The 14057-nt window shown below is 44.8% G+C and carries 15 protein-coding genes; 10 read left to right on the top strand and 5 right to left on the bottom strand.

All coding sequences use genetic code 11. The features are described 5' to 3' along the window. Window positions 1-14: 14 nt before the first annotated feature. Genes BLR32_RS00455 through mraZ form a run of 3 tightly spaced genes read right to left on the bottom strand, consistent with a single transcriptional unit; the run spans window position 15 to window position 1851 of the window. On the bottom strand, window positions 15-443 hold the full coding sequence (locus tag BLR32_RS00455; RefSeq protein ID WP_245705325.1) for an FtsL-like putative cell division protein: 429 nt from the start codon (window positions 441-443) through the stop codon (window positions 15-17). A 25-nt stretch (window positions 444-468) separates the two neighbouring features. Then, on the bottom strand, window positions 469-1377 hold the full coding sequence (gene rsmH / locus BLR32_RS00450; RefSeq protein WP_089828278.1) for a 16S rRNA (cytosine(1402)-N(4))-methyltransferase RsmH: 909 nt from the start codon (window positions 1375-1377) through the stop codon (window positions 469-471). 6 nt (window positions 1378-1383) lie between these two features. Then, on the bottom strand, window positions 1384-1851 hold the full coding sequence (mraZ, locus tag BLR32_RS00445) for a division/cell wall cluster transcriptional repressor MraZ (RefSeq protein ID WP_089828277.1): 468 nt from the start codon (window positions 1849-1851) through the stop codon (window positions 1384-1386). A 1453-nt stretch (window positions 1852-3304) separates the two neighbouring features. Here mraZ and BLR32_RS00440 point away from each other — a divergent pair. From BLR32_RS00440 to BLR32_RS00400, 9 genes are all read left to right on the top strand, one after another. Next, entirely contained in the window at window positions 3305-4258 is a 954-nt protein-coding gene (locus BLR32_RS00440) for an outer membrane protein assembly factor BamD (RefSeq protein WP_089828276.1), read from the top strand. 23 nt (window positions 4259-4281) lie between these two features. After that, window positions 4282-4623, top strand: a complete 342-nt coding sequence (locus tag BLR32_RS00435) for a DNA-directed RNA polymerase subunit omega (RefSeq protein ID WP_012794531.1) — start codon at window positions 4282-4284, stop codon at window positions 4621-4623. Between the two features lie 80 nt (window positions 4624-4703). Beyond that, window positions 4704-6032, top strand: coding sequence for a bifunctional phosphopantothenoylcysteine decarboxylase/phosphopantothenate synthase (locus BLR32_RS00430; RefSeq protein WP_089828275.1), 1329 nt, complete (start codon window positions 4704-4706; stop codon window positions 6030-6032). Between the two features lie 30 nt (window positions 6033-6062). After that, window positions 6063-7028, top strand: a complete 966-nt coding sequence (gene porD, locus BLR32_RS00425; RefSeq protein WP_245705324.1) for a type IX secretion system protein PorD — start codon at window positions 6063-6065, stop codon at window positions 7026-7028. A gap of 29 nt (window positions 7029-7057) precedes the next feature. Next, window positions 7058-7597 (top strand): DUF4296 domain-containing protein, encoded by a 540-nt coding sequence (locus tag BLR32_RS00420; RefSeq protein WP_089828273.1) that lies wholly within the window; start codon window positions 7058-7060, stop codon window positions 7595-7597. 30 nt (window positions 7598-7627) lie between these two features. Beyond that, the gene (locus tag BLR32_RS00415) at window positions 7628-8323 is read left to right on the top strand and encodes a CoA transferase subunit A (RefSeq protein ID WP_089828272.1); all 696 of its coding nucleotides are present in this window, start codon (window positions 7628-7630) and stop codon (window positions 8321-8323) included. Window positions 8324-8361: 38 nt separating this feature from the next. Then, complete coding sequence (locus BLR32_RS00410; protein ID WP_089828271.1) at window positions 8362-9021, top strand: 3-oxoacid CoA-transferase subunit B; 660 nt, start codon at window positions 8362-8364, stop codon at window positions 9019-9021. Window positions 9022-9727: 706 nt separating this feature from the next. Then, complete coding sequence (locus tag BLR32_RS00405; RefSeq protein WP_143011308.1) at window positions 9728-10573, top strand: aminotransferase class IV; 846 nt, start codon at window positions 9728-9730, stop codon at window positions 10571-10573. A 144-nt stretch (window positions 10574-10717) separates the two neighbouring features. Further along, a complete protein-coding gene (locus BLR32_RS00400; RefSeq protein ID WP_089828269.1) occupies window positions 10718-12022 on the top strand; it encodes a cryptochrome/photolyase family protein in 1305 nt (434 codons plus the stop codon). A gap of 109 nt (window positions 12023-12131) precedes the next feature. Here BLR32_RS00400 and BLR32_RS00395 read toward each other — a convergent pair whose 3' ends face one another. After that, window positions 12132-12917 carry a 1,4-dihydroxy-6-naphtoate synthase gene (locus BLR32_RS00395; protein ID WP_089828268.1) on the bottom strand — a complete coding sequence of 262 codons (786 nt, stop codon included), beginning with the start codon at window positions 12915-12917 and terminating at the stop codon, window positions 12132-12134. Next, window positions 12908-13558: a futalosine hydrolase gene (mqnB, locus tag BLR32_RS00390; protein ID WP_089828267.1), complete on the bottom strand. Its 651-nt coding sequence runs from the start codon at window positions 13556-13558 to the stop codon at window positions 12908-12910. The genes BLR32_RS00395 and mqnB overlap by 10 nt, the downstream gene beginning before the upstream one ends. A gap of 85 nt (window positions 13559-13643) precedes the next feature. Here mqnB and BLR32_RS00385 point away from each other — a divergent pair, with 85 nt between their 5' ends. Further along, window positions 13644-14057, top strand: coding sequence for a 6-pyruvoyl trahydropterin synthase family protein (locus BLR32_RS00385; RefSeq protein ID WP_089828266.1), 414 nt, complete (start codon window positions 13644-13646; stop codon window positions 14055-14057).

Here is a 14057-nt window from a genome sequence, read left to right as displayed (position 1 = left end):
TGTTATATAAAAGGTTATTCCTTTTTCTCCAGTTCAATTTTCTGTGGCGGAGAGCTAAGCGGTTTTAGTCCCAGGGGCTCTACTGCTTTGCCTACTTCGCTCATTTTACTACGGAACATCAGTTCACTTTTGACGTTGAGGTACTCCCATTTGAGTTCCTTTATTTCCTTGCCAAGTTTATTGATGCGCCGGATCTTTTTTTCGGCCAGGTGACTGTTGGCTATATATATCAGTGCGAGCAGGGACAGGAATCCGATGAACGGCATGTTTCGTGTAATGGCCCTGTAGTTGATACGAAGGCGCCATTCCTTCTTGTGTTCATGCTGTTCCGGTTGTTCTTCCGGGGTCTCGTCGACGGCTGATATGTATGCTTCTTCGTCCTGCAACACTTTATTATTATTTATGCTACTAAGCCAATGTAGCCTGTTATTAAACAGGTACATTGGCATAGCGATTTCATAATCAATCTTATAATTTTTCGGCTACCCGGAGTTTTGCACTTCGGGACCTCGTATTGCGCTTCAGCTCTTCGGGGCTGGCAGTTACTGGCTTTTTTGTCACTAACCTGAAGAGTTTAGGAGGCGTCTCAAAAGAGAACGCATCATCCTGTACTTCAAATTGTCCCATTTTCATAAAGTTTTTCACCAGTCTGTCTTCCAGTGAGTGGAAAGTGATGATGGCGAGTTTACCGCCTGGTTTCAGCACTTCCGCTGACTGTGTCAAAATATCTTTCAGGGCACCAAGTTCATCGTTGACTGCAATTCGCAGGGCCTGGAATACTTGTGCCAGGTATTTCTGCGGATTACCTTTTACTATCGGCTGAATTACAGATTTGAATTCACTAATGGTACGCATAGGTCTTGCCTTGCGTTCCTGCACGATGATCTTTGCGAGGGTACGGGCGTTTGTTACTTCGCCATATTCCTGAAAGATCAGTTGCAGTTGTTTTTCGGTAGATGATTGCAGGAGTGCGGCGGCGGTTTGTGTAGCCCGTTTATCCATCCGCATGTCCAGGTCTCCGTCGAAGCGGGTACTGAATCCTCTTTCTGCTGTATCGAACTGCCAGGAAGAAACTCCGAGGTCAGCCAGAATGCCATCTACCGGGGTAGACTTGTATAATTTCAGGAAGCGTTGCATATGCCGGAAGTTCTGTTGAACGAATGTGACCCTGGGGTCATCTATCCGGTTGGCGTATGCGTCTTCGTCCTGGTCAAATACAATCAATCTGCCGTTTTCATTTAGTTGTTCCAGGATTGCCCTGGAATGGCCCCCTCCACCAAAAGTGGCATCTACATATACACCGTCGGGGTGTATCTGCAGGTTTGTGATCACTTCCTGCAGTAACACGGGCAGATGATATGCTGAACCTTCTTCCATACTCGGTTAAATCGAAATATTATTATCTCCGCCTCCCATTACTTGCTGGGCCAGGTCACTAAATGATCCTGGTGAGAAATTTTCAAAGAACTCCTGGTATTTACCTTTATCCCAGATCTCTATCTTATTGGTTGCCGCCGCCAGTACAATGTCTTTTTCAAGAGAGGCGTACGACATCAGGTTTTTTGGTACTAATAATCTCCCTGCACTGTCCAGTTCACATATTGTAGCTCCGTTCAGAAAATAGCGCCGGAATTCCCTAACTTTCGGATCGAAGTCGTTCAACTTACTGATACGCTCGAAAATTGGCTGCCATTCATTCATGGGATACAAAGACAAGCATTTTTCAAACCCTCGGTTCAGTACAAACTGCTCCCCTGCGCTCTCTGCCAGCTGCTTTTTAAAGCCAGCGGGGAGTAGAAAGCGCCCTTTTGCATCCAGCGTAGCCTCATATTCACCGAGAAAGCCTGTCATACTTGGGGGCGAAAGTCCTTGAAAAACACTTTTCTAACACAAAATAACACTTTTTCCCACTCTCTAACGAAAAAATGAAATATAAATTTTTTCCACAGTAGTATTTTGCCTATAATATTGAATTGTGTGAGCTTTATTGTGTAATGAATGTGAATTGATGTGGATTGTGTGTTAATAACGTGTTTATAAATGTGTATTTTGTGTTTATAACACTGTAAGTTGTTTGTTATCAAGTTCTTCTCTTGTTTGTACGCTAAGTACTTCCGGTTTCAGTATGGGATGGCGGTCGGCGCCTCTCCTGTCTGGAATGCTATTGAGCGTTATCAAGCGAATAGGGGCTGGATATAGATTGGACTGCAGCGGTCGTGTTGCCGGAGAGCCGAAGGCCCGCCATTCCCATCTGAAACCGCTGCTACTTAAGCTTCCTGCTACAGATTATTGTGTCTAATTATCAATGAGTTATTTGGATTTCCGACCCTCTACTACACTTTTTAGTATTCCGCTACGATGCCTTTACCGTGCCTTTGACATGCTTTTGATATGCCTTTGACGTGGACTTGATATCCTTCATACACGACGCATACTGGACGCATACCCGACGTATAGTTGGACTTGAACAGGAAACCATTAATAATCAGACACTTGAAATTATAGCAGGAGGCTTAAGTAGTAGTGGCTTCAGATGTGGGAATGGCGGGCCTTGATATACTTCATACACGCTTTAGACCCGACGTATACTGGACGCATACCCGACGCATAGTTGGACTTGAACAGGAAACCTTTAATAATCAGACACTTGAAATTATAGCAGGAGAGCTTAAGTAGAAGTGGTTTCAGATGGGAATGGCGGGCCTTGATATACTTTATACACGCTTTAGACCCGACGCATACCGGACGCATACCAGACGTATAGTTGGACTTGAAACAGGAAACCATTAATAATCAGACACTTGAAATTATAGCAGGAGAGCTTAAGTAGAAGCGGTTTCAGATGGGAATGGCGGGCCTTCGGCTCTCGGGTGATACGACCGGTGTCGCCAATTCATATTCTATCCCCTATTCGCTTGACGAAGCTCAATAGTTATTCAGAGAGGCGCCGACCGCCATCCCATGCTGAAACCGAAGCTACTTAGCGTGAATAATCAACCAAGAGTCCCGATACCGGGCTAATTAGCGGGAAGTAAAAACGGAACGGATAACTCCCAATCACCCATTTTCGAGCTTTCTGTGGTAAAAAGTGGAGAAAAGAGATTTTCGTGGTAAAAAGTGGGGGAATATGATCCAGGTGGTAGAAAGTGGGGGATGTTTTGTTGACCTTTTTTACTAACCCGGGAATAAACCGTAGACAAGAGAAGGCAAGTCATCCTGCCGGGGCCGGCTTTTGCAAAATTTTAACAGCTTCGATAGCCGCCCTATCTTACATTTACATTTAATTCTTAACTTTGCCCTCTTTATGCGGAAAATAGTTTTATACATCAGTCTTTTTGTAGCAGTAACCGCTTCAGTATCATGTAATACGGAACTGCGCAGAATTGAAAAAAGCAAGGACTACGAAGCCAAGCTGGCATACGCTGACAAGTTGTATGCTAAAAAGAAATATACTTCAGCCCAGGCCTTGTACGAGTCCTTGTTCCAGGTATATAAGGGTACTGATAAGTATGAACCTATCTATTATAATTACTGCTACTGCTCTTATAAGATGAAGGATTATGTACAGGCCGGGTTCTATTTCAAGAACTACCTGGATAACTTCCCGAACAGCCCGAGAGCAACTGAGATGGATTATATGCAGGCCTACTGCTATTATAAACAGTCTCCGAAGGTACAGCTGGACCAGACCAATACCCAGAAAGCTATTGCTGCCATGCAGACCTTCATCAACAACTATCCTACTTCCGATAAAGTGCCCGAGGCCAATCTTGTGATCGAACTGAGTCGCCGGAAGCTGGAAAAGAAAGAATACAATAACTCAGAGTTATACTATAACTTAGGATATTACAAGGCAGCTGCCATCTCTTTCAAGAGCCTGATGCGCAACTATCCGGATTCTGACAAGAGCGATGAGTATAAGTATATGGCTATCAAGGCTTATTATCAATATGCCAAAAATAGCATCTGGGAAAAGCAGAAAGAACGCTACGACGATGTACTCTCTGAATACCTGGATTTCGCGGATCACTATCCGAAAAGCAAATTGAAGGGCGATGCTGAGAAATATTATACCTTAGCGCAGGGTAATATTAAGACGATCGAAAGTTATACGGCTACCGCTAATGCGAAAACCGAACGTCTGAAGAAAGAAGCAAAGAAAGCTGAAAAAGCAGCTAATAAGAAGGCTGATAAAACAGATAAATCTGAGGATTCAAAGAAATCTGACAAAGCCGATACTGAAACTAAAAACAATTAATAAACACAATAATTCCCTGGAGAATGAGCAAAATAAAAAGAGGTCTCACCAGTAGCATCAATCCGATGGTAGAAACTAAAAATACTACCGAGATCAAGAGCAAAACTGGTAACCTGTATGAATCTATTGCAGTGATCGCGAAACGCGCCAACCAGATCAACATATCTGTGAAGGAAGAGCTGCACTCCAAGCTGGAAGAATTTGCCAGCCACACGGACAACCTGGAGGAAGTGCATGAGAACAAAGAGCAGATCGAGATCTCCCGTTTCTATGAGAGGATGGCTAATCCGGCTATCCAGGCTACAATGGAATTCCTGGAAGATAAGATCTACTTCCGCAGGAATGACGACGACTTGTATAGTTAAGTAGTTTGACTGAAAAATATCTAACTTCATGGCGGCAGAAACATGTTTCTGCCGCCTTTTTGTTTAATAGCCAATCCGTCATGCTTCAAGGAAAGAAAATATTACTGGGTGTATCCGGCAGCATTGCTGCCTATAAAGCAGCTACGCTTGTCAGATTGCTGGTAAAAGAAGGTGCAGACGTTAAAGTGGTCATGACCCCGTCTGCCTGCGATTTTATTACGCCGCTGACCCTGGCTACCCTGTCTAAACATGAAGTACCCGTAACCATCAGCGATAACCAGAGCTGGAATAACCATGTGATGCTGGGGCGTTGGGCAGACGTGATGCTGATAGCACCGGCTTCTGCCAATACCCTGTCTAAAATGGCCAATGGCGCCTGCGATAACCTGTTGATGGCGACCTATTTATCGGCCACCTGTCCTGTGTTATTTGCACCTGCCATGGATGAGGATATGTGGCATCACCCTGCTACAAAGAACAATATCAGTAAGTTGCTCTCTTACGGGCACCAGCAGATCCCGGTGGAAAAAGGAGAACTGGCCAGTGGCCTGTTCGGTGAGGGCCGTATGGCAGAGCCGGAGAATATTGTAAAGTACCTGGAGGCGCATTTCAGTGCCAGACAATCTCTGAAATCCGGAGAGATAGCAGATGGTGCTGGTCTGGTAGGGCAATCAGGTGTGGAACAAGCTTCACAGTATATTGATCAGCAACAGTTTGGCAATGCCGGCCAGCCGCTGAAAGGAAAAAAAGCGCTGGTAACTGCTGGTCCTACGCAAGAACCGTTGGACCCTGTACGTTATATCAGTAACCATTCCAGCGGGAAAATGGGAATCGCCATTGCAGATGCACTGGCGGCTGCAGGAGCCGAGGTAACCCTGGTACTGGGACCTACAGGTCTGTCGGCAGGCAATCCGGCTGTCAATACCATCCGGGTGGTGACAGCGGAAGACATGTTCAACAGCAGCGCTGCTCATTTTGCCCAGGCTGATGTAATTGTAATGGCGGCAGCAGTGGCGGATTATCGGCCCAAACATGTGGCAGATATCAAGATGAAGAAAGGAGAGGGAGATGCCCTGACGCTGGAACTGGAAAAAACAAAAGATATCCTGCGTACGTTGGGCGCTACCCGTACCGATAAACAGGTGCTGGTGGGATTTTCACTGGAGACGAACAACGAGAAGGAATATGCCTTGAAGAAACTCCGGGAAAAACACCTGGACCTTGTTGTAATGAATTCCCTGAATGACAAGGGCGCCGGCTTTAATCATGATACCAATAAGGTAACTTTATTCGACAAAAAAGGCGATGCAAGAGACCTGCCCCTGAAATCAAAACTGGCCGTGGCGCAGGATATTGTGGCTGCTATTGTGGACATCATTCACCTTAACAGCGCTCCCCTGGTAGTCTAAACACATGCTCTATATAACAGAATGATCACAATGGCAAATAACGCTCACTTATGGCATGCCAAACACAGGTCCTGGTGTTTTGCTTTCATTATGTCAATAGCAGGAACTTTGCTGGCCCTGTTACCCGCACAGGCGCAGGAACTCCGCGCCAATGTTACTGTCACTACCGGCAGGCTGGTAAATAACAACACCAGCAGGAAGGTATTTACCACTTTACAGAATTCCATCAGGGAATTCCTGAATGGCCGCAGATGGAGTGATGAAGCGTATACGCCGGCAGAACGTATAGAGTGTAACTTCCTGGTTAATATTACTGAAGACCTGGGCAACAATACTTTCAAGGCTACGCTGACCGTACAGGCTACCCGGCCCGTATACAATGCAGGATACCTGACCAGTCTCCTGAACACACAGGACCAGAATGTGGTGTTCCGTTATGTGGAGTTTCAGCCGCTGGAATTCAGTGATAACCGTGTAGTGGGAAGTGATCCGCTGGCGTCTAACCTGACAGCCATCCTGGCTTATTACACTTATATTATCCTCGGACTGGACGCAGATTCTTTTGCTGCCAGGGGAGGAGACGATTTCTATAAGAAGGCGCTGAATATAGTGACCAATGCGCCTGACGGGAAAGATATTGCCGGATGGAAACCTTTTGAAGGCAACCGTAATCGCTACTGGCTGCAGGATAATCTGCTGAATGTGAAATTCGCCCGTTTTCATGATGTGATGTACCAGTATCACCGGCAGGGCCTGGATATGATGTATGAGGATATGACCAAGGGGCGTAATGCGGTGATGAATTGCCTGAATATGTTATACGCCATCTATCAGGATATACCCAATTCTATGCTGATGGCGACGTTCTTTACCGCAAAGGCGGATGAACTGCAGAAGATCTTTGCCAAATCACCTCCGCAGGAAAAGTCACGCGCAGCACAATTACTTGCCATTATGGACGTCACCAATGCTGCGAAATATCAGCAGATGAAATAGCTTTGCATTCTGAAGAAGGAAAATCATTTATGTATAGAATAATAGCAGTTTGCCTGGTGCTGTTGATAACGGCGTGCGGGGAGGCGGATAAAGTACCGAAAGACGTTCTGTCGAAAGAAAAGATGCGCGATGTGCTGCTGGATATGAACATAGCAGATTCGTACAGCACCATGACGGATGATGATCAGTCCAACGTGATCGTCAGTGATTCCGTGCGCAAGGAAAGGGTGAAGGTATATTACCGCCAGATCCTGGATCTGCATAAACTGACGCCTAAGGAGTTTAACCACAGCTATGCCTATTATGAGTCGCACCCCAACAAGTTTAAGGAAGTGTATGATATGATGTTCGCAGCTGTGTCCAACGATAAGAACATGCTGGATCTGAACCTGAAGCGGCAGGAATATGTGAAGACCCCCCGCTCTCTTTTGCCGGTTAATAATAATAGCCTAATTTCAGGCGAACAGGATACATTAATTCCATTTGTTAAGAAAATTAAGAGAGGCATCATCGACCAGCTGCCACCAAAGCATGACCCTATGCTTAAACTGGCCAAACCGAGGAGCTGAAGCCATCCTCTTTAAAAACATCACCAAAACATGAACAAAGTTGTAGCGAATGCTGATGAAGCATTGCATGACATCCGCGACGGCGCTACCTTAATGCTGGGCGGATTTGGTTTGTGCGGCATCCCCGAAAACAGTATTGCCGCCTTAGTGCGTAAGGGCATCAAACAGTTAACCTGTATTTCCAACAATGCCGGTGTAGACGATTTTGGCCTTGGATTGCTGCTGAAAACCCGGCAGATCAAAAAGATGCTTTCGTCTTATGTGGGAGAGAACGCTGAATTCGAACGCCAGCTGCTCTCCGGTGAACTGGAGGTAGAACTCATTCCCCAGGGCACCCTGGCTACCCGTATCCAGATGGCAGGTATGGGAATTCCCGCTTTCTTCACCCCGGCTGGTTATGGAACCGAGATTGCAAACGGAAAGGAGTCGCGCGAGTTCAATGGCAAGCAGTATCTGATGGAACTGGCATTACATGCTGATTTTTCTATCGTAAAAGCCTGGAAAGGGGATACGATGGGCAACCTGGTATTCCGGAAAACCACCCGTAATTTCAGTACCTCTATGGCCAAAGCGGGGAATATCACCATCGCTGAAGTAGAACACCTGGTGCAGCCGGGAGAACTGGACCCCGACCAGATCCATGTACCGGGCATCTATGTGCACCGTATCTTCCCGGGAAGTAATTATGAAAAACGTATTGAGCGGAAAACCGTGAAAATGAGTTAACGCTCAAGCTTACTGCAACCTCAAATCTGAAAATTGTTATGTCTTTAGATAAATATGGCATTGCCAAAAGAATAGCACAGGAACTGCGCGATGGTATGTATGTGAACCTGGGTATTGGTATCCCGACCCTGGTGGCCAACTTCATAGCGCCGGGGATTTCTATCATGTTACAGTCTGAGAATGGATTGCTGGGTATGGGGCCTTATCCCGAAGAAGAAGAGATGGATGCAGACCTGATCAATGCCGGTAAGGAAACGGTCACTGTATTGCCTGGAGGCGCCTTTTTTGACTCCGCAGAGAGCTTTGGTATGATCAGGGCAGGAAAGGTGGATCTTACTGTATTGGGCGCCATGGAAGTATCTGACACCGGAGATATCGCCAACTGGAAAATACCGGGTAAAATGGTAAAGGGAATGGGAGGGGCGATGGACCTCGTCGCATCTGCAAAAAATATTATCGTGGCGATGATGCATACAAATCCCAAAGGGGAAAGCAAATTACTACCAACGTGTACATTGCCGCTGACAGGTGTATCGTGTGTAAAGAAAGTGGTAACCGAACTGGCGGTAATGGATATCACTCCTGAAGGCTTCCGCTTACTGGAAAGAGCCCCTGGTGTAAGTGTGGAAGAAATCATTGCCAAAACAGCGGGACGACTGGTAGTCAATGGAGATATACCAGAAATGAAGCTGAATTAAGCGCCTGGATTAGGAATTGAAATACTGCGATCAGTCTTCGTGTTAAATTCTCAATTCCTAATTTTTTATTTTTTCATAAGTATTATCCCTCATATTTGCAATACCCTTAACTTGCTATTGTAGAATAAAACAAAATCAGCATCTTTGCTGTGTCAACTACTGTTAGTAGGAAGTAAGTAAACAGCATTCGAAAACAGATCCGATATCAGAAGCTAATATTCCCTGTTGGGAGAACCAAAACTATAAGTCGTACAATGTAAAACACATTGTGGAAATTGTCGTGAACGTTCAGAGAATCAAGCAACACTATGAAAGTATGACCACGTATGTATCTTTCCTGAATGGAGAAGAATACTGAATGATTACAGATACCGAATGGTATGGTGGAATTTAATTCCTGTCATGTGATTGTTCGAAGTGTCCTATTTATCTTATACTTTTTTGAACTATGAAAAATACTGTGTCACACTTAGCGTAATGCAAGCCAGTGCCTGGTTTGTACGTAGTATGGTCTAAGCGTTTCCCGTATCATCAGCAGTATCCTTTATTGGGTTGTCAGTCATTACAGGTGTCCATCCCTGCCTACGCCGGGAAGAACCCCTGTCCTATGTGAAAAAAGTCGGTTATCCGGCATCGGGCCGGGTAACCGCTACCCATTTTTACCCCATTAATTTTCCGTAACTTAACAGTCCATTTAAAAGTTAAAGTGTTCGAAGTGCAATCGGGGTCTCTATGTTATAATGGTAAGTTTATTGCGGCATCGGAACCTATATTAACGGCCGATAACCGTTCCTTCCGTTATGGAGATGGATGTTTTGAAACCATGCGGGTGTACCAGGGAAAGGTTTTGCTGGCTGACCTGCACTTTGAACGGCTGATGTCCAGCATGAACCTCCTTCATTTTGACGTTCCCCAACAGTTTACCAAAACATATTTTACCAGGCTTATAACAGAGCTTTGCAGCCGGAATGGACATGATCGGCTGGCAAGGGTAAGATTGACTGTTTTCAGGTCAGACGGAGGCTTGTATGACCCGATAAATAACATCCCCAATTTTATCATCCAGAGCTGGGAGCTGAACCGGCAGGTGCTCGAGTTAAATGAGACAGGATTAAGGCTGGATATTTTCCCCGATGTGAGAAAAGCGAGCGACAAATACTCCTATATAAAGTCGAATAATTGCCTGCCATATGTCATGGCTGCCATGTACGCCAAGCAACACCGCATTAATGAAGCAGTGCTGCTGAACCCGTGTGGAAGGGTGGCGGATACTACTATTGCGAATCTTTTTATAGTACAGGGCCGGGAAATTATTACACCTCCTTTGTCGGAAGGAGGGGTATGCGGTGTAATGCGTAAGAACCTCCTGCGTATGGAACTACCTTTCACCGTAACTGAGAAACCTATAACGGTAGCGGATCTTGAGACAGCAGAGGAAATATTTCTTACCAATGCCGTTACCGGCATTCGCTGGGTGGGAGCATTCCGTGATAGTAGTTATGGAAATGCCACTGCGGTCATTCTACATGAGCTCATTCACGAAGGATTATAGTTAAAAATATACGACTACTTATTTATAAGAATATACACTGAAACCGCACGGCAGTGGCATATTTTTAGTGGATTTTTCTTTGTCTTATCCGGTTTATCTTGTACCTGAGATTGTTTATTTGAGAATGCAAAACTAACCACTCTTATGCCTCCAACAATCAATTTATGCTGGTTGCGACGTGACTTACGTCTGCTGGACCAGGCAGCTTTATACCACGCATTAAAGTCGTCAAATCCTGTTGTACCTGTATTTGTGTTCGACACAAACATTCTGAATGATCTTGAAGACAAGCATGACAGACGTGTCACTTTTATTCATGATACATTGAATGATCTGCAGGTGAAACTCAGTAAACTGGGGAGTACACTGGATATTTATTACGGTACTCCGCAGGAAGCGTTTGAACATTGGACTACACAGTACAATGTGCAGGAAGTGTTCACCAATATTGACTATGAGCCGTATGCCGTGAAGCGGGATGCGGATATTGCAAAACGACTGAAAGAGAAGGGGATTGGCTTTCATCAGTACAAAGATCAGGTGATCTTTGACCGGGATGAAATTATGAAAGATAACGGGGAACCATATACGGTATTTACGCCTTATAGTAAAAAATGGAAAACATTACTGAATGAGTATTATTTACAAGCATATCCTACGGAAATATATTTCAGGAATTTCTTTAAGCAGAAAGCTAAAAAGGTACCGAGCCTGCGTGCTATTGGATTCCTTGCGGGAGATAGAGGATTCCCCTCTATGAGAATAAAGGACAGCGTGATAAAGAATTACGATAAGACGCGGGATCTGCCGGGCATTGAAGGCACTACACACATTGGATTGCATCTGCGTTTTGGTACAATGAGCATACGTGAATTGGCAGACCGGGCGAATCAGTTGAACGAGACATTTCTTGGTGAACTGATATGGCGTGATTTCTTTCAGATGATACTGTGGCATTTCCCGCATGTCGTAGAACACTCTTTCCGTCGTGAATATGACAACATACGATGGCGGAATAATGAGAAAGAGTTTCAGCAATGGTGTGACGGACAAACAGGTTATCCGCTTGTAGATGCAGGCATGCGTGAGTTAAATACGACAGGTTTTATGCACAACCGTGTACGCATGGTCGTTGCAAGTTTTCTTACGAAGCACCTATTGATAGACTGGCGTTGGGGAGAAGCTTATTTCGCTAAGAAACTACTCGATTATGATCTTGCGGCAAACAATGGTAACTGGCAATGGGCGGCAGGTTGCGGCTGTGATGCGGCGCCTTATTTCAGGGTGTTCAATCCGACATTGCAAAGAGAACGTTTTGATCCTTCTTTTGAATATATCAGAAAATGGGTTCCTGAATTTGAAGAACTGACTTATGTGAAACCAATGGTTGCACATGAGCAGGCAAGAAAAAGAGTGCTCGAAGTGTACAAGGCCGCATTAGCTTCTTAGGTCATCGTAATAAAGGAAGCGCGGTAGTAATACAACCATTAAGACATAAATAGCCCACAGACAATGCAAGTCATCTGTGGGCTATTTTTTATTATCGTTCTACTAACTATTATGAATATACTGACATCAGTTTGTCTACTGCAGCCTTACCTGCTTCGCCGAGCCCAAGACTGAAATCATTTACATACAGATCAATATGCTGACGCATTACTGATTCATCCATTTCCTGTGCATGATCTGTTACATAGGATGATAATGCAGGATAGTGTTTGTAGGAATATTGCAGGCTGTCATGTATCAGCTGATCTACCTGTTGTTTGATGTGATCAGGAACATCTTTTCGTATAAAGATGCCACCTAATGGAATAGGGCTGCCGGTGGTACTTTCCCAGTATTCACCAAGATCAATAATTTTCACAAGTCCTTTCTGCTGATAGGTGAACCTGTTCTCATGAATAATTACACCCGCATCTACTCTTCCGTCCAGCACTGCATTTTCAATATCAGAGAACAGCAATACTTCCTTTTGTCTGGCTTCCGGAAATGCGATAGAGAAGAGTAAGTTAGCAGTTGTATTTTCTCCCGGGATAGCGATCTTACAATCTTTGATCTTTTCCTGCGGGATATCTTTTTTAGCGATGAGCAATGGTCCGCAACCCCTGCCTAAAGCGCTTCCGCTGTTGAGCAGTTCATACTGGTCTTTCACTTTCTGGTATACGCCGAAACTCAGTTTGGTAATAGCCAGTTTACCCTGCATGGCCCACTTGTTCAGTGTTTCAACATCTTCAAGTTGTGTGTTGAATGTAAGGCCTTTTGTATCGATCTTGTTATTCACCATCGCGTCAAAAATGAATGTGTCATTCGGGCATGGTGAGAATCCTAATGTTAGTTCCATCGTTCAAAATATTTAATCAATGTATCATTCAGTTCTTTGATAGCCAGCTGGATCTTCCATTTGCTTTTATCTCTTACTTCCACATAGTTGGAGATACTTCGTAATTGCATGAAGGGAATCTTTTCCAGCAGGCAGGCATAATGAAAAGCGGCGCCTTCCATACTTTCCACTTCCGGATTATACTTGTCAAGCAGCAGCTGACGGGTACGTTCGCTACCGCTGACGGTATTGATGGTCACACCTGAAGCGGTTGGCAGGTCCGGAAGCTGAGGGATGTCTTTCAATGGATTAATGAGCTGCCGGTTAGTGAACGGAGGCTGATCTGGTTGCCATAATTGTATGTCAAACAGGTCTTTATAAGCCTGGTCATCTTCAACGCCCAGGTCGCCCAGTTGTTCTTTATCGATGATCACTACTTTTCCCATTTCCCAGGAATGATCAAAACAGCCGGCAATACCGGCCTGAATGGCAAAATCAGGACGGGATATGGCAAACTGCCTGCCAAGCTGGTAAGCGGTGTGCATCATGCCGATGCCACCTATCAGGGTGGTTACCTGGCAATTCCGGTAATTCTTTCCGGCCAGATGGTCCATAAATGGTTGGATTTCAAAGGTAGTAGCTGCGGTAACCAGTATTTTCATGATGCAAAGGTAGCAGCTTTTGCTATTGTGTAACGATCGATTCTAATCGAATTATTGTATTTTTGCGGAAAATATAGAGTTAATAATGATCTATTTAACGCGTGTGGAGAACTTCAATGCGGCGCATAAGTTATCCAATCCCGCTTGGAGTAAGGAAAAGAATGAGGAAGTGTTTGGTAAATGTGCTAATGAAAACTGGCACGGTCATAATTACGAATTACACGTCACCGTAAAGGGAACGCCAGATCCGGAAACCGGATTTGTATTTAATGCCAAAACACTCGGTGTACTTATCAAGGATTATATCGTGGAAAAGGTGGACCACAGGAACCTGAATGTGGATGTTGATTTCATGGCAGGTAAATTTACTTCCGCTGAAAATCTTGCTATCGGCATCTGGGATCAACTTACACCTCACCTGCCCGCCGGCGTTGAGTTACATTGTATCAAGCTGTATGAGACGCCTCGTATCTATGTAGAATACTTTGGTGGTAAATAA

It is taken from the genome of Chitinophaga filiformis, from assembly GCF_900102545.1.
In the GTDB taxonomy this organism is placed as follows: Bacteria; Bacteroidota; Bacteroidia; order Chitinophagales; family Chitinophagaceae; genus Chitinophaga; species Chitinophaga filiformis.
This window is presented reverse-complemented; position numbering and strand designations above follow the sequence as displayed.